Source organism: Yersinia sp. 2541 StPb PI (assembly GCF_052217145.1).
Lineage (GTDB): Bacteria > Pseudomonadota > Gammaproteobacteria > Enterobacterales > Enterobacteriaceae > Yersinia > Yersinia enterocolitica_E.
The window spans coordinates 3471946-3497146 of the sequence record NZ_JAZGQB010000001.1; the positions used below are offsets into that span (position 1 = coordinate 3471946).

A 25201-nucleotide genomic window follows, 5' to 3' on the forward strand; every position below is an offset into this window, starting at 1 on the left:
TTATTAGGCGAATACTCACTATGACCGATCGTTCTGAGACTGGATTCCAGCCCTCCGTTAATGCCGCTGTAAAACGCACATCCTTCTCTATTCTGGGGGCTATCAGCGTATCTCATCTACTCAACGATATGATCCAATCGTTGATTCTAGCGATTTATCCTTTATTACAAGCCGAGTTTTCACTGAGTTTTACTCAGATAGGGCTAATCACGCTCACTTACCAGCTTACTGCATCACTACTGCAACCCCTGATAGGGCTGTATACCGATAAGCACCCCCAACCTTACTCTTTGCCTATTGGTATGGGTTTTACCTTATCAGGCATATTGCTGCTGGCGGTGGCAACCACTTTCCCTGTGGTTTTATTGGCAGCAGCGCTGGTTGGCACCGGCTCATCGGTATTCCATCCTGAGTCATCACGGGTCGCGCGCATGGCATCCGGTGGTCGCCATGGCCTGGCTCAGTCAGTTTTTCAAGTCGGGGGCAACTTCGGTAGCGCTCTCGGCCCACTATTAGCTGCAATTCTTATCGCTCCTTATGGTAAAGGCAATGTCGGCTGGTTCTCTCTCGCAGCCTTACTGGCCATTGTGGTGCTATTGCAAGTCAGTAAGTGGTATCAGCAACAGCAAAGAGCAACACATGGCAAAGTGATAAAAACCTCATCGGCAAAATTACTGCCTAAAAAGACGGTTATTAAGACGTTAGTTATTTTAATGGTGCTGATATTCTCTAAATACTTCTACTTGACCAGCATTAGCAGCTATTACACCTTTTATTTGATGCATAAGTTCGGTGTTTCAGTACAAAACGCCCAAATACATTTATTTGTGTTCTTATTCGCAGTCGCCGCTGGCACCATAATTGGCGGTCCTCTTGGTGATCGGATAGGGCGAAAATATGTTATTTGGGGGTCAATACTGGGTGTAGCGCCATTTACCCTTATTTTACCCTATGCTTCGTTGTATTGGATGGGGGTTTTAACCGTAATCATTGGCGTCATCCTCGCATCAGCCTTCTCTGCAATACTGGTGTATGCTCAGGAGTTGATCCCAGGGAAAGTGGGGATGGTATCCGGTCTATTCTTCGGTTTTGCTTTCGGTATGGGTGGGTTAGGTGCGGCTGTACTAGGGTATGTTGCTGATTTAACCAGTATTGAGCTGGTTTACCAAATATGTGCATTCCTGCCATTACTGGGGATATTTACTGCCTTATTGCCCAATATAGAAGATAAGTAATAGTAATAACCTTATAATCCCGACTGAGACTAGCACTTCAGTCGGGAGAGCCCCCTGTGTAATCGTGACAAAAACAGCAAGTCCCCCACAAATAACCACTTCAAACAATTTCCATGCCAAACTAGACTTTTATCGATAAAAAATGAATTTTTATCGCGCATTGATCGCATAAATACAATAAACTGATGTTATTGCTGTGAAATGCTTGCTGCTCCACATATCCCAATACTCATCCAAAAGGCGGCAAGCGCGTGATAAATCTGTTGGGAGTGGATTTAAACGCTCCTTGCAGCGGCCTCGCAGAGATGGGCCAAGTAATAAACGTAGCCAACACACCTGCAATTTGAAAGATGGCGGGTATAACGAGAAGGAGTCTGGATGCACCACTCAACACCCTTAATCACCACGATCGTCGGAGGCCTTGTTCTCGCCTTCCTCTTGGGTTCCCTGGCCCACCGCCTACGCATCTCACCACTGGTGGGATACCTTGCCGCAGGGGTGCTTGCCGGGCCATTCACGCCGGGTTTTGTTGCTGATACTTCATTAGCTCCCGAACTGGCTGAAATCGGTGTTATTTTGTTGATGTTTGGTGTCGGACTTCACTTCTCGCTTAAAGACCTCCTCGCAGTAAAAGCAATCGCCATCCCCGGAGCCGTGACACAAATAGCCGTTGCTACTCTGCTAGGTATGGGCTTGTCTCATTTATTAGGCTGGGATTTAGTCACCGGCTTGGTCTTTGGGTTATGTCTGTCAACCGCCAGTACCGTGGTATTACTGCGCGCACTGGAAGAACGGCAACTGATTGATAGTCAGCGAGGGCAGATTGCTATCGGCTGGTTGATTGTTGAAGATTTGGCAATGGTACTGACATTAGTGTTATTACCCGCATTTGCCGGAGTCATGGGCAACGAAACCACGAGCCTGAGCCAACTGTTTACAGAGCTAGCGATTACTATTGGTAAAGTGATCGCTTTCATAACCTTAATGATTGTCGTCGGTCGTCGGCTGGTGCCCTGGATACTGGCTAAAACAGCCAGTACTGGCTCGCGAGAACTCTTTACTCTAGCAGTCTTAGTCTTGGCGCTTGGGATAGCCTACGGCGCTGTAGGGTTGTTTGACGTATCATTTGCTCTCGGCGCATTCTTCGCAGGAATGGTATTAAACGAATCTGAGCTGAGCCACCGTGCCGCACAAGATACCTTGCCGCTGCGTGATGCCTTTGCCGTGCTGTTCTTTGTTTCAGTCGGCATGTTATTCGATCCGATGATTTTGCTACGAGAACCATTAGCAGTGTTAGCGTCATTGACCATCATTATCTTCGGTAAATCGGTGGCAGCTTTCATTCTGGTGCGGCTGTTTGGCCACTCAAAACGCACAGCACTCACTATTTCCGTTAGCCTGGCCCAAATTGGGGAGTTCGCCTTTATTCTGGCGGGGCTGGGTATTTCTCTTGGTTTAATGTCTGAACATGGCCGTAATCTGGTACTGGCGGGAGCGATTCTGTCTATTATGCTCAACCCGTTACTTTTCACCTTGCTAGATCGCTATTTAGCCAAAAATGAGACGATGGAAGATCTTATTCTGGAAGAGGCGGTAGAAGAGGAAAAACAGATACCTGTAGATTTATGCAATCATGCATTATTGGTGGGATATGGCCGGGTTGGCAGCTTATTAGGGGCAAAACTTCATGCGGAAGGCATCCCGCTGGTCGTCGTAGAAAATTCGCGCCCGCGAGTGGAAGCACTCCGTGAACAAGGTATTAATGCGGTATTAGGTAATGCTGCAAGCGCAGATATTATGTCACTGGCGCGTCTGGATTGCGCCCGTTGGTTATTGCTGACCATACCAAATGGCTACGAAGCCGGTGAAATAGTCGCATCAGCCAGAATTAAGCGGCCAGACCTTGAGATAATCGCCCGCGCCCATTATGACGATGAAGTGGTTTATATCTCAGACCGTGGCGCTAACCAGGTTGTTATGGGGGAGCGCGAAATCGCCAACAGCATGCTTAATATGCTGAAAATAGAAACGCTGACTGAAGAAGATAAAATGCCAGTTTGCCCAATTTAAAATTATATCTGTGTTTATAATTGAAGTTCTATACCCTAAATAATTCGAGTTGCGGGAAGGCAGCAACTAAGCAAATCCCCAGAAGCTTACACGAGTAAGTGACTGGGGTGACAAATCTGCCGGGAGCAGATTTGAACGCTGCTTGCAGCGGCCTCGCCTTGCGAGGCCCAAGGATGGGCTGAGTAATGAGAGCAGCCAACACACCTGCAACTTAAAGTATGACGGGTATCTTACCGCTCCCAGTAAGACTCTTCTAAACTATCTTCCCGTTCAGGCAAGCCACGTGTTAAACGCGGCGAATGCTGGTTTAATACCTGATAACTGACCCGATTGGCGTATTTACACACTTGTGCCAGGGAGGAGTAGCTAAGGTAACTACGCACATGTTTGCTAGAGTTCGGAACATTATTACGATGATAGCCATTCGCCGCAATATCATGCAACACAGCGGATAATGCACCATCCCCTGCCCCGTTGGTATTCATTATTTTCTCAGGCCCGCCCATATAAGGGGCAATGTGAGAATAGATACGTAATGGATGATCACAATGCGCTTGGCGCATTGCCCGGCTAAATTCATACAAGTTAAATTCTGCGATAGCGCCAGGTAATAATGGATGCTGTGTTTGGCGCTTATTAGCCTCTTCGGTATATCCTGCCATATAAAGCCCATTCGGGCCGGCAGTACAAAGCACTAAATCCACCCAATTCAATGCCATGTTAGAAGCCATCAACGGATCATTCAGGCCTGTCAGTTCATAAGCCTCATCTTCATTCATCGCTAATATAGAAACATGCTCGTTGAGAAAATCACGCCACCACTGCGGATTATCTGCAATAACATATTTAGTCCCCAGGGTCATCACGACCGGAACATCATGCTTCTTCGCATAGCTGATGGCTTGCATTGTGGCAGCAGGCATCGGCTCATCCGGCTTACAACGCACCAGATAAGCAGTCAGCACCAGAGCAGAAGCACCTGCAATCACATCTTCAGGAATACTTTCAGGACGTAGCTGATTCATTTGCCCGGGACTGATAGCAAAAGTCCGCTCACCATTATCACTAATCAAAGTAAAGCAGCGGCCAATAGCACCATCAACTGCCTGCAAATAATTCAGGTCAGTGCGACTTGAGGTATTACACAGATAGCGATAGGCATAACTACCGATCTTAATATTGCTACACATGGTGCCCAACAGGATGGAACGATCATCAGCAAGGACAGAATAGTTGTGTAAGGTATTACCAATGGTACCGCCAGCAAACTCATGAGTAATCAACCCATTAGCAGTTAGTTCCTGATAAAGGTTTTCAGCGATATCATCTTCAATCACTAAAGAGTGCCCTTGGCTCAGACCATAACGGGCAATAAAGCTCTCATCAACCTTGGCTTCAATATCAACCAACGTCTGGTCAATGCCAACGATATAAGAGGTACTCACTTCATTTTCAGTCTGCGCCGGTTGCAATAAAGGGTCACGGGCATTCACCGGAAAGTAGTGCTTAGATTTGCGTTTACCAGGAAATTTCATTGTTTTGAGTTACAAATTGAAATGGGAAGATAAGGAATTTTAGCATATGTAAGCATGAATTTAGCGGGCATAACCATTAGGATTTGATTGTTGCCAGTTCCATGCATCCTTTATCATTTCCGTTAGGTTCCTCTTAGCTTTCCAATCTAATTCTTTGAGCGCGAGTTCAGTACTTGCCCAGCACTCCGCGATATCACCAGCCCGACGCGCCGTTATTTCATAGGGGATTTTTTTGCCCGAAATGCGTTCAAATTCACTCACCATCTGAAGTACTGAATATCCTACACCTGACCCCAGGTTATAAACTTTGTACCCAGCAGTCAGCCGATTAAGTGCACAAACATGCCCATCAGCAAGATCCATAACATGAATATAATCACGTACGCCTGACCCATCGTTAGTCGGATAGTCATTACCATATACGGCTAATTTTGGCAGTTTACCAACCGCAACTTGAGTAATAAACGGCAACAGATTGTTTGGCTTTCCATTTGGATCCTCGCCAATCAAACCTGAAGGATGGGCGCCAACAGGATTAAAATAACGCAATGCTCTTATCGCAAACTCGGGGTGAGCAAAAGAGAAATCCTTCAATATCTGTTCAACCATGACTTTCGATGAACCATATGGATTGGTCGTGCCTCCAATACGCGCATCCTCGGTCAGTGGGATAAACTCAGGATCACCGTATACTGTGGCTGATGAACTGAATATCAGCTTCGTTACACCTGCAATTAACATTTCTTCAAGTAGGGTGATAGAACCTGTAACGTTATTTTGATAATATTCTATAGGTTTAATCACTGACTCACCTACCGACTTTAGGCCAGCAAAGTGAATAACAGAATCAATACTGTGCTCTAAGAATATTTTTCTTAGGCAACTTTTGTCTAATACATCACCTTGGTAAAATGTAGCCGAGCAGCCAGCAATTTCGGAAACACGTAATAATGACTCAGCAGAAGCGTTAGATAAATTGTCTAATACAACAATATCTTCCCCTTGCTCCAATAATACTAATACCGTATGCGAGCCAATATAACCTGCACCACCAGTAACTAAAACAGTCATAATCTACCTTTAAAATGTAATGATTTAGAGTTTCATATTACGGCCCAAATATTATCTCTCTGCTCTTATCTTTAACATTCTTTATATCGAATTTACTCTTTTGCATCTGTGCAGATTTGTAAAAGAAGTCATAATTTGAAAATATGGTATTGAGAGCACTTTCTAGGTTTTCTGTCGTGTTATTTATCAGAATACCATTTTGGTCGACTATTTCAGCACAACCCCCCACATTACTTATGATGATAGGTAGACTAGCACTGACCGCCTCAATCGCAGCCATTGGCAAACCTTCACTTTCAGATGTTAGCACAAACACATCATAGTCATTAAACCTGTTAAATCCTTTAATTTCCCCATAGAAATGAATGTTTTTATAACTGCTATATTCTTTCTCAAGTTCTTTATAATACTCACCATCTCCAACCATATCGAGATTAAAATGAGGATTAACGGCAGCAACTTTCAACATCAAGTCAGGTCGTTTAGGATAAGCAAGTCGACATACATAAATTATTTTATTTTTACACGGTCGATCAGAACGTTCAATCAATGGTGTTATAGCATTAAGCTGGACCGTAATCTTTTCAGGTTTAATACCAATAATATTAACCGCCTTATCAGCATCACTTTGAGACACACACCAAATCACATCAGTAATATTTGAAAGCAGTTTTTCAACATAACAAAATATAAACTTTAACACATTGCCATTGTATATACATGACCAGCCATGTGAAACATACACGCCGCGAAAACGTAAAAATAAACGAGCCAGACGACTGTAAAGACCTGCATTAGCTGAACTTGAAACCACTACATCAATTTTATTATCCTTGAGCACCTTATATAAACAATAAATAGCTTTAATACTGGCCATTTTTCTAATCTCAGGGATGATAATAATTTTATCGCAAACTATAGTTTCTGTTAACCAGCCTGATTCAGAGGTTATCAATATTATATTACAATCATCCTTAAGCAATTTGACTTGTTCTAAAACCCAACCTTGCGCACCACCAATTATTGATTTAGTGATTACGAATGCAATGTTTTTCATATTGTTTCCATAAACTATAAAATACCAATCTATTTATAAACAACCCTAACCCATCAATTAATATTAATAGACATATTTTTTTCGTGATGGCTATTTTGCCAAGCCAAATCACAAATACCATCTGTTGGTTGAAAACCAACAGGAGCCTCTAATAATAAAGAGCGAATATATTCATAATCAAAGTCATTACAAGCACTTTCAATTGTACTGAGTAATACATTTAGTTTATCCCATTCAAGCATCACCTCAGTAGCAGTCATAATTCGGGGATGATAGGTATTTTGTACCGACTCTCCAATCAATAGCTCTTCGTATAATTTTTCACCTGGGCGCAAACCTGAAATATCTATCGCAATATCACCATCAGGGTTTTCATCACTCTTAACTGAAAGCCCAGAAAGGTTGACCATACGCTTAGCCAAGTCGATAATCTTAACAGGATCTCCCATATCTAATACAAACACATCGCCTCCTTGCCCCATTGCCCCAGCTTGAATAACCAGTTGTGCCGCTTCGGGGATAGTCATAAAGTAGCGGATAATATCTTTATGGGTGAGCGTGATTGGCCCCCCTTCAGCGATTTGTTTCTTAAATAGCGGAACAACAGAACCTGAGGAACCTAGAACATTGCCAAAACGTACCATGCAGAATTTTGTATGACATTGCTCATTAGATAATGCCTGCAATACAAGTTCAGCCATTCTCTTGGTGGCCCCCATGGTATTGGTTGGCCGCACCGCTTTATCAGTCGATATCAAAACAAACTTTTCGACTCCCGACTTAATGGCTGCCTTTGCACAAAATAGAGTGCCAAATATGTTATTTCTCACACCTTCAATAACATTATTCTCAACCAGTGGAACATGCTTATAAGCGGCAGCATGGTAGACAGTATTCACTTGAAAGTTAGTCATTACTTGCACTAGTCTACTTTCATTTTGAACTGAACCGAGTAATGCGACAAATTCCGAATCAATTTTATGGTTCCTGCATATTGCCGCTATATCATTTTCAATAGAATAAAGAGAGAATTCAGAGACATCAAAAAGAACCAATAATTGTGGTTTTTCAATAATTATTTGGCGACACAATTCAGAGCCAATTGAACCGCCAGCACCGGTTACCATAACGACCTTGCCAGTGATATTTTTGGCTAATAACTTTTCATCAGGTACAACTGGATCACGCCCCAATAATTCCTCAATTGAGACTTTCTTTAAACTGCTGATTTGTGCTCGGCCTTCAACTAAGTCCGACATACCAGGGATAGATAAGACTTCACAAGAAAGATTTTCTAGCTTACCAACCACAGCTTTACGCTGGCTTTGGCTAACACTTGGCATTGCAAGTAAGACTTTTTTAATACCGTAACGACCTATCAAATACTCAAGTTTCTCTGAAGGATAAACAGTAAATCCATGAATAACTGCTTTGTGTAACTTAGGATTATCATCAACAAACGCAATAGGAAAATATTCGCTAGCTTGCATTAAAGCAGGCAACAATTGCCGACCAGAAGCACCTGCGCCATAAATAACAACAGGAATTTGTCCTCTAACACCATAGTTCAGTAACATGCGGAAGAACAACCGAGAACCACAAATAAGGACTAACGAGAATACAAAGAACATGACTGATACTGTTCTTGGCAAGTAGACACCTAAGAAGTAGGAACCAAAAACAAGTAAACCCGTAGAAAGTATTACACCGACGAACACGGTAGTGACAATTTTCGCACTGACATAGCGAAGTACAGTACGGTACAACCCGAGTCGGATAAAGACTAAAAGCGTTGGCGGTATAATTACGGCCAATGCAGCCCATTGTTCAGTGCTGCTAAATGGACTATCAACATCCAGGCGAACCCAAAAAGCGCCCCAATATGCTAACCCGATGAGAGTAGCATCTAATAACAACATAATAATTCTTTTAACAGTTCTTGGTAAAGATAATAGAAATACGAGAAACATATAATACCTAATCCCAAGCCAGAAAGCGCAATTCAAACCAATGACTATTTAAGAAAATTTAGTCAGAATTAAAATAAAACGTAACTGACTTAATTGTTTTTCACACCCGCATCAAGCTTATAATCCAAATATATAATTGGAGCATAGGCAATAATCAAAGCAACCATTGGATTAATGGTATTTAGTCCGACGAGCAATGCAATAGGGAATAACCAAACAATATTTATAACGATAGCAGATAATGTAACTGGTAAATGTCTTTTAAATCTTCTGGATGCAATCTGGTAACCATGACTTCGATGAGCTTCATAAACTTTAAAACCACCCAAAATTCTACGAATGAGAGTCCATGTTGCATCGACAATAAATAGACCCAACAGGATCAACCAACAGAAGAAAAATTTTGATTCTATCCAACCGGCACTTATCGCTAGAGAGCCTATGATTAATCCCAGAAAACCACTACCTGCGTCTCCCATAAATATCTTTGCAGGAGGGAAATTCCATAATAAAAACCCTAAGACAGTCACCGCCAGCAACCAAAGAACCAGATAGTTATCTAAGCCAACTTTATCACCACTAATTATATAGATCACGATCGCACCGAGACTGACCATTACGGCTTGAGCACTCGCCAAACCATCAATACCATCCATGAAATTATAGAGATTAAGCATCCATACCAAAAATAGCAGGCCCAAAATGTTACCGACAATACCCAAATAGATTATTGTCCCAAAAATAGTTAATGGCGGGAAACCGCCTAGACAAAACAATAAAAATGCTGCTGAAGAAAAATGTGCCATGAGACGCCAACGAGCAGCAATATGCCCGTGGTCATCCCAAAATCCGACTATAGCAATTACCCCACCAGAGACAATTAACCCGACTGTCGTAAGAGTCGTTAAATAACCTTGAAAATAAAAAATCGCTAAGCCGATTAAAAAACTTATAACAATAGCAACACCACCACCTCTTGGCGTTGGAATTACATGTGAACTACGTGAGTTAGGAGTATCAATAATATTATTTTTAAAGGCGTAAATTCGTAATAAATACGTTAGTACAAATGACACAATCAGAAAAAAAAGTAGTAATAACATTACAGTTGGCATATACCCCCCCAGAAAAACCGCATAGACGTGATAATTAAAACAATAAACACTGATATTTTTTAGTTTCCTTACAAAAAAATAAATTAAACTCTTATTTTCTGCAAGAAGTATATATAGATATCCAGTGGTCAACTATTTTATCAATAGAATTTGTTTTTACGATACGCGCTCTAACTTTTTCGCCTAACGATACTTTATCGTCATCAGATAAATTTATCATTTTATATATAGCATTAGACAAAGCGTCAGGATCTTTAACTGGGACAACAGCGCCACATTCACCTAAAGCCTCCTTAATACCACCAGAGTCTGTAGCAACAATTAACTTTTTACATGCCATCGCTTCAGTAATAACCAGCGGAAACCCTTCCCATTCGGAAGACAACACGAAAATATCGGTAGCACACATTAGTTGCTGGATGTCATCCCTGCGTCCAAGAAAGGTAACGTACTGCTCAATAGCAAGTTCACTGGCCATGTTTTTAAGATAACTATCAAGATGACCCGTTCCCACAATGAATAGTCGTGGAATACTTTTATAGCTATAATTTTTGAGAAGTAAAGAGTATGCATTCAGTAAGTTTGGATAATCTTTTGCTTCCATTAACCTTCCAACACTCAATAGCATTGGTGTCTCATCTGATATAGCTAACTCAGCTCTTTTCGTCTGTCTATCACTTACCGAAAAATCAAATTGAGAGGTATCAATTCCATTTGTTACCACAATCATTCTATTGGCAGTAGAAGCCCGTTTGCTAACAAAAGAATCAACAGCATCCTGGCTAACATTAGTGGATAGCGAAGCGAGACGGTCAGTATATCTATACGCTAACATTCTCAGCGTACTACCTTCATTAGTATTATGCGCAGTACATATTAAAACTGGAATTTTGGTGAATAGTCGAAGTATCCGGGAGAATATGTTGGCATGAAACATATGACTATGAATGACATCAGGTTTAAATTTCTTTATTATTTGTCTAGCTTTGAAGAATCCATTACATAGATTAAAAATGCTCTTATCTAAATTTAACTCTCTCAGGTGGATACCCTGTTCAGGCCTTACTACCGTCTCACCTGTCAGCGATATGATCATGACATTATGTCCAGCCGAAAGCATCTTATTCGCGAGCAAGAGCGTCTGTTTTTCAGCCCCCCCCATACCTAACCCTGTAATAATGTATAATAAATTCACTGGTATCTTCTTATCCAATTGGAGTTAAATTCTAAACTCTATTTTCACTCATTAACATTTCGATCAGGTTTTTCCATTTATTTCCGATCGTAGACTCTATTCTATACTGTTCTGCATTCTCTAATGATTTAATTGACATGGTTTCTCTTAATTCTTCATTATTAATCAGTATAAGAAGTTGTTTTACGAATTTATCACTATCATCAAAGGGTATAATAAATCCATCCTCATAGTCAGTGATGAGTTCTGAAGGGCCAGTATCGCAATCATAAGCTATTATCGGTAGTCCACTTGCTTTAGCTTCAAGCAAAACCATAGGGAATCCTTCGAACCGAGAAGTCATTACATAGATATTAGACTGATTATATAACTCTCTCACATAAGGAGTGGTGGGTAGTAACTCTATATTCTTAAGATTTAATCTCTTTATTTTATCTAATAAAAATTGCTTATTCTCACCATCACCTGCGATTATAAGTTTCCAGTCACGATTTTCCTCTTGTACTTTAGCCCAAATATCGATTAAGAGATCAAAACCCTTCTGGTAAGTAAATCGTCCTAGAGCCAAAACATTTTTTGAGTTTTTTTTAATTAGTTTATCTTTTACATCAAAGGGTAATGGATTAGGTATCGATATTATTCTTTCTGGATATTTATTTTCTTCTAGCCAATACTGGCGATCTTTTTCTGTTAACGTGACTACTGCGTCAGCATATTTGGCTGCTACTTTCCTGGCTAGTTTTCGTGACTTTATATTTAGATCATTTTTATAATTAAAATGTTCCCACGAGATATGTTTTTTTTTGGTTCCTAATAAAGCTGTAGTACTAAATAATGCTAACATTGTATCAACATCAATCAAAACATCGATTGATTCATCTATTAAGATACGGCGTAATCTAAAAACGACAGACAAATAAGCAAGTGAGAAGCGTTTTTTTTTATCAAAAAGTGATACGATTTTTATTCTTTCATCTGCATGAAAAAAAGGCGAAGCATTACCACTTAAACTGATAATAATAACCCGATAGCCATCTTTAACCAGATAGTTAGCAAGAGCTAAACTGACTCTCTCAGTACCACCGGTGAGACTAATATCGCCACCAAAGAAAGCAATTACTTTCATGAAATCCCTTGTTGTGACTTAATTTTACGAATTATTACACCAGGCAGTGTAACAATTTTAAGTAAGAGTGAATTTTTTTCTTCAATTACATACTTCTCATCCAACATAGCGATAGCCTGATTAATACGTATGATAGTTTTTATAAAATCCAATGGCCTATATAACCATACAACCTTTGGAGTATTACCCAGTAATGCCTTACGCGAGATATAATGGCCTATTGCATGCTTTTTTATTGAGGACTGACTGAGCCGGTTCGTTTTCTCATCATCAAAAAAGATGCGAACTGGAATTGAACTATAAAAAAATGAATACTCTTTAGATATCGTACTATAAAACCAAATTTCAGGAATAAAATTAATTCCTGGCTTAACTGGATAATAATATTTTTGTAAGTACTCTGTTTTAAACAAATCAATTCTCTCACCACGGATACCTGAACGAAACTCATCTAACCATGAGCTTTTCTTATCTTCATTGGATAAGTAATAATTATTAGGTTTCATTGTTTCTGAGCTAACAGACAAAGCTCTTATACCAATAATGTCTTTATCATCCAGTACTTTTGTTATTGAAAGTAATTTGCTTATTGAACCACTAATAAGAGCATCATCGGAATCCAACCCGATAAAATACTCACCACTCGCATTCTCTACCGCCTTATTCCAAGCAGCTTGCTTCCCACTATTATCTTGATAGATATACCTTATTTTTATTCTATTTTCATTTTGAAAATTATTTACAACATCCATTGTGTTATCTATCGAACCATCATCAATTATTAACCACTCAATATCATTTCTATTTTGCTCTAATATGGAAAGATAGCAGCGCTTTAGCACTTTAGCTCTATTAAAAGTAGGAGTAAATATAGTAACAGTAACCATACTATTTTTTCACCTCATTTTTAACAGCCGAAACCAATCGATAAAACATTATATCGCTAAATATATAATATAAAATAGACTTTATGTTACCTGAAGAAATAATTGGCCTTAATGATATTATTTCGAAAGATTTCCTATAACTCCTCAGTGCTGTTTTTTTATCAATATGGTATATTCTGGCACATTTAGATATATGAGATACAAATACACTTGCGATAATCGCAGTCCAATATCTACTATGATATTTTATATACTGATCTTTAAATCTTAACAGCCCGACCTCGCTATCATCAAGATCTGAAACATTCAGGTTTTTAGTAATACTATCTGGATTTTGTCTATATTTAACAATGTAATCCTTACTTTCATAGATGGATTCACATTTACTAATTAAAATAGGAAAAATCAATTGATCTTCAAATCTACGTCCAACATCAAAAATTATATTGTCAAAGATATTTTTATTAAAAACACACCGCCAGAGATAAAACATTTCACTATTGGCTATACCAATCTTAACTGATTCTAGATTACTTTTAGTGAATTCATTCTTATTTATTAAATCGAATTTATTTTCTTTACCTTCAGTTAATTCAATGTAGTTAAATAATATACAATCAGGTGCATTTTTTATAATTATTTTTTTGATACTAGAATATATTTTATCGCACCAGATATCATCAGCATCGACAAAGACTATATAATCTCCTGTGGCGATCTCTACACCTTTATTTCGCACTACGGATACACCTGAATTATCTTGTGACAAATATTTAAAGTCATATATTTTACTATATTTACTGATTATATCAGCAGAGTTATCAGTTGAACCATCATTGATAATGATAACTTCAAGCATGTTATCCCATTGTGAAAATACAGAAATTAGGCATGACTCAAGATACTTACCAGCATTATAGACAGGTATAATCAACGAAAGTATTTTTTTATTATCCATGTTTGTTTCTCGAAAGTATTTCAAATAAGAGATTTTTTCTCTTAAGAATCATAATCAAACATATAAATGATAAAGCCTCAATAGTAATAATTGAAATAATACCGCCCCAAGCTCCATATTTAGAGGCAAGATATGCACAAAGAGGGATATGAATTACTGCCGAAATCATTGGTAAAATCGTATAAGATTTCTTATACCCATGAGGTAATAAAATGTAGTTAGCTAGTACAGTCGATTGTATAACCAGAATATAAACAGGAGAAAATAAAATTAAAAGTGTTGATACCTCCGAATATTCAGAGCCAAACATTATTTTAGTAATCAATTTAGAGAAAACTATGACACAAATTGTTATAGCAATGCACAAGCCACCCTGCCAATAGAAAATCTTTCTGATTAAAGAGTAGGCCTCTTCTTTTTTATTAACCAATAACGAATTTATTCTGGGGTAAAATGCATTTCCTAGAACTAAAAATACACCTAAAATAGCCCCTTTAACTCTATCAGCTGCCGTAAATATACTGACTTCATAAACATTACTGAATATACCAATTATAATTGTTGTACTCATGGTATAAAGACTAATAGATAATGTTGCAAAAAATATCGGGAAAGAATCTTTTAATGTATGCGCTATCTTTAGACTAGAGAAGTTAACTACTCTTACAAGTTTTTTCCGATATATATATATTATTGCTATGATACCAGCCAATAAATTCATTGACGATTGAATTATTACTGCATATTTTATATCCGCATCACTGTGAACAAAAATAAAAAATAAAGGTAGCATTGATAGCTTTGCTACTATCATTAAATTTGTCACAACAGATAGTTTTTCTATGCCTTGGAAAAACCACGCAGGCATTAACGTGGTACCAATTAACATTAATACAGTATAAATCAACTCACTTTGGATAACAGCATGCGTACTTGTAATCGTAAGTAAAATAATTATAAGAATTGAAATGACGCATAATATTGATTTGGAATAAAGTGTTTCAAAAAAAACTTTAGATATATATTCTGGATTATCTTGATGTTCAGCAATTTTCTTCGAGGCCGATAAATTAAATCCAAAATCTATTAAAATAACAAAATACTGTGCTAAAGAAAGAGTAAGGCTATAGATACCGAAACCTTCCACGCCCAAAACTCGAGTTAAATATGGCAATGTAAGGAGTGGAATAATATAGTTGCTGCCTTGTAATAGAAGTAAAGAAAATATATTTCTTCGTAAAACTGACATTTTCATTTCCAGTTATTGGATTAGACTATATTGTTCATGATTGCTAAAGATACTCAATTATTTTTATCTCTCATAATACAGAGTATATCTCTCAAAAATATATAAATTCAAATCGTGAAAAATAAAATCACGCTACCGCCCTTGGCTTAACAGCTACCAATGCACTACTCTAAAACTTCAGTCTTTTGCTCAACTTAAAAATCAAATAAAAACAAACAGTTAAGTCACATACTTACATACCTGTTGTTTATAAAAGCCTAATTCTCATACATCTAAACAGGCATTACAAGAGAAAGGAGTAGGTAAATATGTAATCACATATCATTAATATACCAATCGATACATAAAAATTACGAATTAAGAGATAGTTGAGCAATTTCTTGTTTTATCAACTGTTCTAAAAGGTCTATATGCCCCTCATCGTCGTTCAACGCAGGAATATATTCAAATTTCTCGCCACCGGCGTGCATGAAAATCTCCCGGTTCTGCTCCTTGATCTCCTCCAGTGTTTCAAGACAATCAGCAGAGAAACCAGGGCAGATCAGCTGAATATGCTTAATACCTTGGGCGGGGAGACTTTTTAATGTCTCGTCGGTATAAGGCGTCAACCAAGGTTCACGACCAAAGCGAGACTGATATGTCATCATGATATTTTCGGCTGGCAACACCAATTTGCCACGTAACGCGCGGCTAGTATCTTCACAACGTTGTGGATAATCATCCCCCAGTTGAGCATAGCGCTTAGGAATACCATGGAAGGAAAGTATTAGTCTGTCAGGTTTGCCATGCTGCGCAAAAGCACGTTCAACACTTTGCTGTAATGCCGAAATATAGGTGGGATGTTCGGCATAATCACGGATAAAAGAAACCGATGGTAACCGACGATATCCTTTCAGAATACGGGCAACAGCGTCCCACACAGCGGCACTGGTCGAACAGGAATATTGCGGATAAAGCGGCAAAACCACCAGCTTAGTCACACCTTGGGCTAATAACTTATCGATAGCATCTGGCAGATTTGGTGAGCCATAACTCATACCTAACTCAACCGGGATCTCTGGCATACGTGCCGCCAATGCTTTCCGTTGCCGCCGACTATAGACCAATAACGGTGACCCTTCGTCCATCCAGACTGATTGGTATAATTTAGCCACGCGGGGAGATCGAATAGGCAAAATGACACCGCGTAACAGAGGCCACCACAGCCACGGGGAAGTATCAACCACCCGGCGGTCACTCAGGAACTCAGTCAGATAGCGTTTTACTGCTTGCGGTGTTGGGGCGTCCGGTGTCCCCAAGTTGACCATTAATACGCCGAGCTTACTTTGCATGATGCAAAATCCTTGTGGGGGATATTACGCTTATTATTCGAGCTTACGAATAAGTCTTCAACGAGATCCGTAAAACGAGAAAGGCGACCTTAGGCCGCCTTAGCTATCTTACCATCCAGAATTAACCGAGAATAGTCGCCAGTTCTGCACTGACTTCTGCTACTTTACGGGTTCCGTCCAGCTTAAAATATTGCGTATTGCCTGCATCCGCTTCTTTACGATAGTAAGAAACGAGTGGTGCAGTTTGTTGATGATATTCGATCAGACGTTTGCGAACAGTGGCTTCCTGATCGTCTTTACGAATAGTAAGTTCATCACCTGTCACATCATCTTTATCTTCAACTTTAGGTGGGTTGAATTTAATGTGGTAAACACGGCCTGAAGCAGCATGTACTCGACGCCCGACGATGCGTTCAACAATCAACTCGTCTGGTACAGCAAACTCCAGCACATAATCAACCTTGATACCGGCTTCTTTCATGGCATCAGCCTGAGGAATAGTACGTGGGAACCCGTCTAACAGGAAACCATCACGGCAATCGTCCTGGGTGATACGCTCTTTAACCAATGCGATAACCAGCTCATCAGTAACCAGTTTGCCGGCATCCATTATTTCTTTCGCTTTCAGACCTAACTCAGAACCTGCTTTTACAGCGGCGCGCAACATATCACCAGTAGAGATTTGCGGAATACCGTATTTCTCCATGATGAATTGAGCCTGAGTACCCTTACCAGCGCCCGGAGCGCCCAGCAGAATGATACGCATTGCGTAAATCCCCTTGCTATGTAGTTTTTCTATGTGTTTTTACTTAGAGCCTATCCCATTAGGGCTATTTTATTTGCCATTTTGAACCAAGGCAGTGCTCAGAATCCTCACGTACGATGTGTACGCTCCGGCTCTTCCGCGCTGTCCATGTTCAAACTGGCTGCAACAATGACGCCAACGGGGATAAGCTCTTAAAAAAATCGAAATTGCGGAAAACAAGCAACCATACCATTTTCAGGGGGGTTGGCTCAAGGCGCGCGAGGCCGGTTAGCAGGAGAGAATCAATGACATCCAGGAGAAATAAAAAAACAACCCATTGAAAATAAATAAAAAAACGCCTCAGATAACACATCTATCTGAGGCGCTCTATTACTCAATTAAGCCGTTAATAACTGATTCATTCTGCGGATAAACTGGTTAGGATCATCTAATGTTCCCCGTTCAGCTAACAGCGATTGATCCAGTAATAACTCTACCCATTCAGCAAACTGAGCATCGTCAGTCACATCAGCAGCGCGTTTAACCAAGCTATGTTCAGGATTTAATTCAAAGATATACTTCACTTCTGGTGCCTGTTGGCCCGCAGCAGCAAACAATTTCGCCATCTGCGTACTCATTTCATCGGCATCAGTCGTCACTATCGCTGGCGTATCCGTCAAACGATGCGTCAGGCGGACATCTTTCACGCGTTCGCCCAGCAGGGTTTTAACCCGCTCAACGAATGGCTCCAGCGCTTTATCGGCCTCTTGCTGATCTGGACGCTCTTCATCTGCCAGCTTATTCAGTGAGTCATCTGCTTTGCTGACTGACTGGAAAACTTTACCGTCAAACTCGGTCAGGTAGCTCATCATCCATTCATCAATGCGATCAGATAACAGCAATACTTCAATGCCTTTTTTGCGGAACAGTTCCAGATGAGGGCTGTTCTTCGCCGCAGCATAGCTGTCAGCAGTGATGTAATAAATCTTCTCCTGCCCTTCAGTCATACGGCTGACATAATCTTCCAAAGACACTGTCTGCGCTGAGCTGTCGGTATGGGTTGAAGCAAAGCGTAGTAACTTGGCAATAGTTTCTTTATTGCTACCGTCTTCCGCTGGGCCTTCCTTAAGCGCCATACCGAACTGCTGCCAGAACTGCTGATATTTCTCAGCATCATCTTTAGCCAGTTTTTCCAGCATTTGCAGCACACGTTTAGTCAGCGCACTACGTAGATTCTGAGTAATGCGGCTGTCTTGCAGAATCTCACGCGAGACGTTCAGCGGTAGATCATTAGAATCTATTAAACCACGAACAAAACGCAGGTAATTCGGCATGAACTGCTCAGCATCATCCATAATGAACACGCGCTGCACGTAAAGTTTCAAACCATGCTTATGGTCGCGATTCCACATATCCCACGGGGCCTGAGCTGGGATATACAGCAAGCTGGTATACTCCTGCTTACCTTCGACGCGGTTATGGCTCCAACTCATCGGGTCGGTGAAATCATGCGCGATATGTTTATAGAATGCTTTATATTCGTCGTCAGTAATCTCTGCTTTGCCGCGCGTCCATAATGCCTGAGCTTTATTGATTTTCTCCCAGGTGACCGTGCCGTCTTCTTCATTTTTGCTTTGAATTTCAACTGGCAAAGCAATATGGTCTGAATATTTACTGATGACTGAGCGCAAGCGCCAATCATCCAAATACTCGTCTTCACCTTCACGCAGATGCAGGGTTATCTCTGTACCACGCTCTTCTTTGGTGATATCCGCGATGGTGTAGTCACCCTCGCCTGCCGATTCCCAGAATACGCCAGCATCAGCAGGCGCACCGGCTGCACGGGTACGGACGGTGACTTTATCTGCCACAATAAATGCGGAGTAGAAACCGACACCAAACTGGCCGATTAATTGGCTATCTTTGGCTTGATCTGAACCAATAGACTCAAGGAATGCTTTGGTCCCTGACTTCGCGATGGTACCAAGATTATCAATAACTTCGTCACGGCTCATACCGATGCCGTTATCACTTAGAGTCAAAGTACGCTTTTCTTTATCAAAAGATAAACGCACTCTCAGCTCACCGTCGCCCTCAAATAATTCAGGATTAGACAGCGCGCGGAAACGCAGTTTGTCTGCCGCATCAGAGGCATTAGAGATCAACTCGCGCAAGAAAATTTCTTTATTGGAATAAAGCGAGTGAATCATCAAATGGAGGAGTTGTTTTACTTCAGACTGGAATCCACGGGTTTCTTGACCTTTCATACTCATTAATTACCTCAATCCAAATTACCGACAGGTACATAAAATCGAACAATGAGTATCAGATGGGGCCAATAGGTGAAAGTTTCAAGTATGAGGATAGAAAAAAATAGAGAATCGAGGGCGATTGACTTATTATCCCTAACGAATTTATTCGTAAGATAATCAATAACAAGACTGTCGCCCACAATAAATAATGGGATCAATACTTAATAGGATTACGCCCAGCCAGTGAGTGCGATAATGTCGTACCATCAACCATTTCCAGTTCGCCGCCTACTGGTACGCCATGAGCGATACGGCTGGCTAATACGCCATACTGACCACACATCTGGCCGATATAGTTGGCAGTGGCATCCCCTTCTACGGTCGGATTAGTTGCCAAAATGACTTCAGTGATAGTTTCAGTTTCAAGCCGTTTTTCCAGCAAATCCAAACCAATATCGCCAGGGCCAATGCCATCCATGGGAGATAAATGCCCCATCAACACAAAGTAACGCCCACCAAACTGGCCGGTTTGTTCAATAGCATGGATATCTGCCGGGCTTTCGACCACACAGAGTTGGCCATTCTGCTGCCGGCGTGGGTTGGAGCAGATAGTGCAACGGTCTTGCTCGGTAAATGTACGGCAATCAGCACAGTGACCGATTTCGGACATCGCACGGGTCAATGACTGCGCCAGCCGCATTCCACCACTACGATCACGCTGTAGCAGTTGGAATGCCATACGTTGCGCTGATTTCGGGCCAACGCCCGGCAGGCAGCGCAACGCCTCCATTAATGACTCAAGGAGTGGACTGGTTTGCATCAGAACGGCATCTTAAAGCCTGGTGGTAATTGCATACCACTGGAGACCGAAGCCATTTTCTCTTTTTGCGTTTCATCGATACGACGCGCTGCATCGTTCAATGCCGCAGCAATCAAATCTTCCAGCATTTCTTTATCTTCTTCAACCAATAGGCTTGGGTCAATTTCAACCCGGCGGCAGTTATGCGCCCCATTGATGGTTACTTTTACCAAGCCCGCGCCAGATTCACCGGTAACTTCCAATTTGGCGACTTCTTCCTGCATCTGCTGCATTTTTTCCTGCATCTGCTGGGCTTGTTTCATTAAATTGCCAATACCGCCTTTACCAAACATAGTCATCTCTCATAGCAAGGGGCCGCGTCAGTACACCATGCACTTACCGCAGCGGTTAAACCGGCCGGATACTCTCTTCATCCAATTCTGCATCGAAGAAACGACGCAGTGTCTGAATATTATTATCCGCAATAATCGACTGGCGTGCTTGTGCCAGCTTTTCTTCATAAATGGCCTGCCGCCATTCCAGCGGAGTACGCTCCGCCGGGTTGTCATCTTCGATAACGCTAAGTGTGACAGCATTACCGTGTAATTCACTCAATGCATCAGCCAGCGCCTTTTGTGCCGAGGGCGAATTTAAATGCCGCTGGCTAGAACGCAGGTGAAGGCAAATATTACCCGGTTCTATTTCTTCTTTAAATGCATTCAACGCAAGCTGCTGTACCAATTTCGGAACATGTAGCTTATCTATCTCTGCCGCCCAAGGATCCCGCACCATGGCGTCTTCAGCCAATTTGGCAGAAAGCTCCGGTGTTTTTTCATGCTCTAACGCAGTGCGCAACGCCTTAGGCGTGGTAACTGGCTCAGCTACGACCTCAGACTGATTCTGCGCGGTCCAGCGATAAGCTTCTTTCTTCGCCGGTTTCTTTTCTTCGGTTGATTTAGCGGCCAGACGCTGCTGGCTGCGCTCAGTCACCGAAGCTAGACGCTCCAGTGCCGAGGTTGCCGGCCGCGCTTTTCCTGGCGCTGCCGGCTCATTCTTTTTTGGTGTGGTTGTCCCGGATTGTCGCAACAACTGGGTCCGTGCCTGAAGGAGCTGCGCAGTAGAATCTGGGAGCTGAGTACTCACTTCAGCGGCAAGCCCTAGCGGTGGTGCATCTTGCGGTGGCCCTGAGTGAGTAGATGCGGGCTGTTGCGTATTTGGGGAGTGCTGCGGTGCATTGTTACCCCCAATCGCTGCTGGCGCACTGACAGATACACTCTGCGGTTCGGCAATTATCGCTTTAGGATGAAAAGCTAACGCTCGCAATAAGGTCATTTCAACCCCCATGCGGCGATCCGGCGCATAAGCCAGCTCTTTGCGGCCCACTAACAGAATTTGATAATATAACTGAATATCAGCAGGTGGCAATGTGCGGGCCAGTTCGCGTAACCGAGGCTCAACCGTCGCATAGTGATTATCCAACATTGATGGCAGCAGTTGCACCATCGCAATGCGGTGCAGCAAACTTAGGGTTTCGACCAATAAGTTTTCCCAATCGACACCACGTGATGCCGCTTGTTCTACCTGAGCCATCACCCGCGCACCATCGGCACTGACCAGCGCCTCGATAATCGCCAAGGGTTGCTCGTCATCCAGCGTTCCCAGCATTTGACTGACTGTAGCTGTCGTCACATGCCCATCGCCCATCGCAACGGCCTGATCTGTCAGACTAAGCGCATCTCGCATACTGCCATCGGCCGCCCGTGCCAATAATTGCAATGCACGCGCATCACTACTGATTTGCTCTGCCAATAATATTTTTTCAAGCTGCCCACGGATAACCTCAACATCAATCACTTTGAGATGGAATTGCAAACAGCGGGAAAGGATGGTCACCGGCAGTTTCTGAGGGTCCGTAGTCGCCAGCAAGAATTTCACATGGGCTGGCGGCTCTTCAAGTGTTTTTAGTAGCGCATTGAAACTGTGGCGCGACAGCATATGCACTTCATCAATTAAGTACACTTTGAAGCGGCCACGGGCTGGAGCATATTGAACGTTATCCAGCAGTTCTCGGGTATCTTCTACCTTCGTGCGCGAGGCGGCATCTATCTCGATCAGGTCAACAAAACGGCCTTGCTCGATCTCCAGGCAGTTAGCACAGGTACCGCAAGGCGTCGCTGTAATGCCGGTTTCGCAGTTAAGACCTTTGGCTAATAGCCGTGCAATCGACGTCTTGCCAACGCCACGGGTGCCGGAGAATAGATAGGCGTGATGAATTCGCCCTAATGAAAGGCCATTAGCCAGCGCCGTCAGGACATGCTCCTGACCAACGACGTCTGCGAACGTTTGGGGGCGCCACTTACGGGCAAGGACCTGATAGCTCATTAATACTTCATCATTGATTTATAAAGAATAATTTAATCACCAGTAAAAAAACCACTATTTAACCTACATATATTAAGTGGTTTGTTTTTGAACACATTAACCCGAATAGCTACAGGTTGAATCTTAGTGTACCAGTACGCCCATCGTCATTCCCACAAATTTACTTTGTGGAAGTAGAGTTGTCGATTCTTTGTACCCTGCGATGCCGTAATAAACCCGTTCTTATTTCCTTTCGGACTCTCCCCCATGTTGAAAGAATCGATATTGCCAGCAATGAATTTTACAACGGTGGCCTGTTCATTTTTATTCCACAATCTGGATGTTATGCTGGCAATCTATTCCGAAATACCGGCCTTAGTACGATCGGAAATTTGCTCTGACAGGTAACGGAGATTAGCAGAGTGTAAGGTGCTTCCCTGACTGCTGGATTTTGCATGGTATTCAATCGGTGCCGATGCCTAGGCTATCAAGAAGTTATAGTTAATAATCAGCGGCACCCAGTTTGGGTCAATTAACAATGGACGGATTTATGACAAGTAAAAAAAGAGGGATGGGCTATATTGCTATCGTCGTTGATGATTACGATAAAGCGATTGAATTTTATACCGAAAAGTTAGGTTTTTTTCTGCGAGAAGATGAGGCACAACCAGGGAAACGTTGGGTGTCGGTTTCGCCGACAGAAGACAGTGAGTGTCGTTTATTGCTAGCTCGGGCATCCAATGACCATCAAACTGCGTTTATTGGTAATCAATGTGGTGGTCGAGTATTCCTTTTTCTTGAGACAGATAACTTCTGGCGTGATTATGAGTTGATGAAATCAAAAGGAGTGACATTCTGCGAAGAACCTCGCAAAGAGGAATATGGCATGGTGGTTGTATTCGAAGATATTTACGGTAATCGCTGGGATCTTTACCAAAAATAGTGAGTATAATTAGTGCGTTAGGAAAATAATAATGATAAGAATCATCTCGGTGAGAAGTCACCCTGAGTATAAAGATCAATCTATCCGCTATTTTCAGAATAAGTGGGCCACGGAAGAGACTAAAATGCTTTATCAGGATTGCATCAGTCTTTGTATTGCAGCTAAAAATCCTTTACCTCAATGGTATTTGATGGAAATGAATAATGAAATTATTGGTTGCGCTGGATTAATCACCAATGATTTTATTAGCCGTATGGATCTGTACCCTTGGTTATGTGCGCTTTATATTGAAGAGCAACACCGAGGGTATGCTTATGGTGAATTACTGATCAAGCATATTGCTAAAGAAACCAAACAATTAGGTTTTGATACACTACATTTATGTACTGACCATATCGGGTTCTACGAAAAGTATGGTTTTACTTTTACTGGATTGGGTTATCACCCATGGGGCGAGTCTTCACGTATTTATTCGCTGCCACTCTAATAAGTGAATGGCAGTTTGCATTGATAATATTTTCCCAACATTCATCGAATAATCTGACAGTCACCGTTGATGACCACCAGATTATTATGCCTACCATCTTTCAGTCCAGAGTGCTGTTGGCAGCTTTCATTCACCCAAATAAGCTACCTGGGTAAGTTTATCGGGATGTATTCACTTGCAGCCTACCTGCAACTCCACATTCTTTGGGGATAAAATCAATGCCCGCTGAACGAGACCAAACTATAGCAAGTGATCCCTTGCTGAGTCAGGCGCGCTTCGCCACCCAATTCAGGCAAATCAATCACAAATGCAGCGTCAGTCACGACGCCACCCAGCCGACGGATGAGCTTAACCGTTGCCTCGATTGTGCCGCCGGTAGCCAGCAAATCGTCAATCACTAAGACATTATCGCCCGGTTTAATGCTATCGGTGTGGATCTCAAGTTTGTCCGTGCCATACTCCAACTCATAGCTTTCGCTGATAGTTTCCCGCGGCAATTTACCGGGTTTACGCACTGGAACAAAACCGACACCCAGCGACAGGGCGACCGGAGCACCAAACAGAAAGCCGCGAGCTTCAGTACCCACTACTTTAGTCACGCCTTTACCCAGATAGCGCTCTACCAGCAATTCGATGCTAGCGGCATAGGCTAATGGATCTTCTAGCAAGCTGGTCACATCACGAAACAGTATTCCCGCTTTTGGATAATCGGGGATGGTTTTGATACTGTCTTTAATATATTGAAGCTGTTGTGCTGTATTAGGTGCAGTAGCGGTCATAATTTGTGCCTGATAAAACTGCTGTACATACTTAAG

General features: G+C 41.8%; 21 protein-coding genes and 1 other annotated feature. Of the genes, 4 read left to right on the plus strand and 17 right to left on the minus strand.

The annotated features are described in order from the left end of the window. Positions 1 to 20: 20 nt before the first annotated feature. Both V1953_RS15690 and ybaL read left to right on the plus strand, forming a co-directional pair. Positions 21 to 1235 (plus strand): MFS transporter, encoded by a 1215-nt coding sequence (locus tag V1953_RS15690; protein ID WP_083159931.1) that lies wholly within the window; start codon positions 21 to 23, stop codon positions 1233 to 1235. Between the two features lie 378 nt (positions 1236 to 1613). Next, on the plus strand, positions 1614 to 3305 hold the full coding sequence (gene ybaL / locus V1953_RS15695) for a YbaL family putative K(+) efflux transporter (RefSeq protein ID WP_083159933.1): 1692 nt from the start codon (positions 1614 to 1616) through the stop codon (positions 3303 to 3305). A 230-nt stretch (positions 3306 to 3535) separates the two neighbouring features. Here ybaL and V1953_RS15700 read toward each other — a convergent pair whose 3' ends face one another. The 16 genes from V1953_RS15700 to dnaX all read right to left on the minus strand — a co-directional run bounded on the left by V1953_RS15700 (position 3536) and on the right by dnaX (position 22977). Further along, on the minus strand, positions 3536 to 4840 hold the full coding sequence (locus V1953_RS15700) for an inosine/guanosine kinase (protein WP_083159935.1): 1305 nt from the start codon (positions 4838 to 4840) through the stop codon (positions 3536 to 3538). Between the two features lie 60 nt (positions 4841 to 4900). Next, on the minus strand, positions 4901 to 5911 hold the full coding sequence (gene galE / locus V1953_RS15705) for a UDP-glucose 4-epimerase GalE (protein WP_083159937.1): 1011 nt from the start codon (positions 5909 to 5911) through the stop codon (positions 4901 to 4903). A 37-nt stretch (positions 5912 to 5948) separates the two neighbouring features. Continuing rightward, on the minus strand, positions 5949 to 6968 hold the full coding sequence (locus tag V1953_RS15710; RefSeq protein WP_442851111.1) for a glycosyltransferase: 1020 nt from the start codon (positions 6966 to 6968) through the stop codon (positions 5949 to 5951). Positions 6969 to 7021: 53 nt separating this feature from the next. Then, positions 7022 to 8887, minus strand: a complete 1866-nt coding sequence (locus V1953_RS15715) for a polysaccharide biosynthesis protein (RefSeq protein ID WP_442848067.1) — start codon at positions 8885 to 8887, stop codon at positions 7022 to 7024. A gap of 140 nt (positions 8888 to 9027) precedes the next feature. Then, positions 9028 to 10053: an MraY family glycosyltransferase gene (locus tag V1953_RS15720; protein WP_442821163.1), complete on the minus strand. Its 1026-nt coding sequence runs from the start codon at positions 10051 to 10053 to the stop codon at positions 9028 to 9030. A 91-nt stretch (positions 10054 to 10144) separates the two neighbouring features. Continuing rightward, the gene (locus V1953_RS15725) at positions 10145 to 11248 is read right to left on the minus strand and encodes a glycosyltransferase (RefSeq protein ID WP_442851112.1); all 1104 of its coding nucleotides are present in this window, start codon (positions 11246 to 11248) and stop codon (positions 10145 to 10147) included. Between the two features lie 31 nt (positions 11249 to 11279). Continuing rightward, positions 11280 to 12374 (minus strand): glycosyltransferase family 4 protein, encoded by a 1095-nt coding sequence (locus V1953_RS15730; protein WP_442851113.1) that lies wholly within the window; start codon positions 12372 to 12374, stop codon positions 11280 to 11282. Beyond that, entirely contained in the window at positions 12371 to 13261 is an 891-nt protein-coding gene (locus V1953_RS15735) for a glycosyltransferase family A protein (protein WP_442851114.1), read from the minus strand. The genes V1953_RS15730 and V1953_RS15735 overlap by 4 nt, the downstream gene beginning before the upstream one ends. A gap of 1 nt (position 13262) precedes the next feature. Continuing rightward, entirely contained in the window at positions 13263 to 14219 is a 957-nt protein-coding gene (locus V1953_RS15740; RefSeq protein ID WP_372568776.1) for a glycosyltransferase, read from the minus strand. Further along, positions 14212 to 15468: a flippase gene (locus V1953_RS15745; RefSeq protein WP_372568775.1), complete on the minus strand. Its 1257-nt coding sequence runs from the start codon at positions 15466 to 15468 to the stop codon at positions 14212 to 14214. Before V1953_RS15745 ends, V1953_RS15740 begins: the two co-directional genes overlap by 8 nt. Before the next feature lie 350 nt (positions 15469 to 15818). After that, the gene (hemH, locus tag V1953_RS15750) at positions 15819 to 16802 is read right to left on the minus strand and encodes a ferrochelatase (RefSeq protein ID WP_083159955.1); all 984 of its coding nucleotides are present in this window, start codon (positions 16800 to 16802) and stop codon (positions 15819 to 15821) included. 118 nt (positions 16803 to 16920) lie between these two features. Then, positions 16921 to 17565 (minus strand): adenylate kinase, encoded by a 645-nt coding sequence (gene adk / locus V1953_RS15755; protein ID WP_083159957.1) that lies wholly within the window; start codon positions 17563 to 17565, stop codon positions 16921 to 16923. 377 nt (positions 17566 to 17942) lie between these two features. Then, entirely contained in the window at positions 17943 to 19811 is a 1869-nt protein-coding gene (gene htpG / locus V1953_RS15760; protein WP_372559842.1) for a molecular chaperone HtpG, read from the minus strand. Positions 19812 to 20010: 199 nt separating this feature from the next. Next, the gene (gene recR / locus V1953_RS15765; RefSeq protein ID WP_083159961.1) at positions 20011 to 20616 is read right to left on the minus strand and encodes a recombination mediator RecR; all 606 of its coding nucleotides are present in this window, start codon (positions 20614 to 20616) and stop codon (positions 20011 to 20013) included. Next, positions 20616 to 20948 carry a YbaB/EbfC family nucleoid-associated protein gene (locus tag V1953_RS15770; protein WP_019081276.1) on the minus strand — a complete coding sequence of 111 codons (333 nt, stop codon included), beginning with the start codon at positions 20946 to 20948 and terminating at the stop codon, positions 20616 to 20618. The genes recR and V1953_RS15770 overlap by 1 nt, the downstream gene beginning before the upstream one ends. Before the next feature lie 55 nt (positions 20949 to 21003). Further along, complete coding sequence (gene dnaX / locus V1953_RS15775; RefSeq protein ID WP_442851115.1) at positions 21004 to 22977, minus strand: DNA polymerase III subunit gamma/tau; 1974 nt, start codon at positions 22975 to 22977, stop codon at positions 21004 to 21006. After that, positions 21610 to 21673, minus strand: a sequence feature (DnaX frameshifting element). (Overlaps the previous gene by 64 nt.) 529 nt (positions 22978 to 23506) lie before the next feature. Here dnaX and V1953_RS15780 point away from each other — a divergent pair. Beyond that, positions 23507 to 23899, plus strand: coding sequence for a VOC family protein (locus V1953_RS15780; protein WP_372558216.1), 393 nt, complete (start codon positions 23507 to 23509; stop codon positions 23897 to 23899). A 31-nt stretch (positions 23900 to 23930) separates the two neighbouring features. Further along, positions 23931 to 24386, plus strand: a complete 456-nt coding sequence (locus V1953_RS15785) for a GNAT family N-acetyltransferase (protein WP_372568774.1) — start codon at positions 23931 to 23933, stop codon at positions 24384 to 24386. Positions 24387 to 24601: 215 nt separating this feature from the next. Here V1953_RS15785 and apt read toward each other — a convergent pair whose 3' ends face one another. Further along, positions 24602 to 25165 carry an adenine phosphoribosyltransferase gene (apt, locus tag V1953_RS15790; RefSeq protein ID WP_083159969.1) on the minus strand — a complete coding sequence of 188 codons (564 nt, stop codon included), beginning with the start codon at positions 25163 to 25165 and terminating at the stop codon, positions 24602 to 24604. Between the last annotated feature and the right edge of the window lie 36 nt (positions 25166 to 25201).

Bases quoted from the DNA above. Each gene is read 5' to 3' on its own strand.
- V1953_RS15690 (WP_083159931.1), top strand. From the start codon at position 21: ATGACCGATCGTTCTGAGACTGGATTCCAGCCCTCCGTTAATGCCGCT.
- ybaL (WP_083159933.1), top strand. From the start codon at position 1,614: ATGCACCACTCAACACCCTTAATCACCACGATCGTCGGAGGCCTTGTT.
- V1953_RS15700 (WP_083159935.1), bottom strand. From the start codon at position 4,840: ATGAAATTTCCTGGTAAACGCAAATCTAAGCACTACTTTCCGGTGAAT.
- galE (WP_083159937.1), bottom strand. From the start codon at position 5,911: ATGACTGTTTTAGTTACTGGTGGTGCAGGTTATATTGGCTCGCATACG.
- V1953_RS15710 (WP_442851111.1), bottom strand. From the start codon at position 6,968: ATGAAAAACATTGCATTCGTAATCACTAAATCAATAATTGGTGGTGCG.
- V1953_RS15715 (WP_442848067.1), bottom strand. From the start codon at position 8,887: ATGTTGTTATTAGATGCTACTCTCATCGGGTTAGCATATTGGGGCGCT.
- V1953_RS15720 (WP_442821163.1), bottom strand. From the start codon at position 10,053: ATGCCAACTGTAATGTTATTACTACTTTTTTTTCTGATTGTGTCATTT.
- V1953_RS15730 (WP_442851113.1), bottom strand. From the start codon at position 12,374: ATGAAAGTAATTGCTTTCTTTGGTGGCGATATTAGTCTCACCGGTGGT.
- V1953_RS15735 (WP_442851114.1), bottom strand. From the start codon at position 13,261: ATGGTTACTGTTACTATATTTACTCCTACTTTTAATAGAGCTAAAGTG.
- V1953_RS15740 (WP_372568776.1), bottom strand. From the start codon at position 14,219: ATGGATAATAAAAAAATACTTTCGTTGATTATACCTGTCTATAATGCT.
- V1953_RS15745 (WP_372568775.1), bottom strand. From the start codon at position 15,468: ATGTCAGTTTTACGAAGAAATATATTTTCTTTACTTCTATTACAAGGC.
- adk (WP_083159957.1), bottom strand. From the start codon at position 17,565: ATGCGTATCATTCTGCTGGGCGCTCCGGGCGCTGGTAAGGGTACTCAG.
- htpG (WP_372559842.1), bottom strand. From the start codon at position 19,811: ATGAAAGGTCAAGAAACCCGTGGATTCCAGTCTGAAGTAAAACAACTC.
- recR (WP_083159961.1), bottom strand. From the start codon at position 20,616: ATGCAAACCAGTCCACTCCTTGAGTCATTAATGGAGGCGTTGCGCTGC.
- V1953_RS15770 (WP_019081276.1), bottom strand. From the start codon at position 20,948: ATGTTTGGTAAAGGCGGTATTGGCAATTTAATGAAACAAGCCCAGCAG.
- dnaX (WP_442851115.1), bottom strand. From the start codon at position 22,977: ATGAGCTATCAGGTCCTTGCCCGTAAGTGGCGCCCCCAAACGTTCGCA.
- V1953_RS15780 (WP_372558216.1), top strand. From the start codon at position 23,507: ATGACAAGTAAAAAAAGAGGGATGGGCTATATTGCTATCGTCGTTGAT.
- V1953_RS15785 (WP_372568774.1), top strand. From the start codon at position 23,931: ATGATAAGAATCATCTCGGTGAGAAGTCACCCTGAGTATAAAGATCAA.
- apt (WP_083159969.1), bottom strand. From the start codon at position 25,165: ATGACCGCTACTGCACCTAATACAGCACAACAGCTTCAATATATTAAA.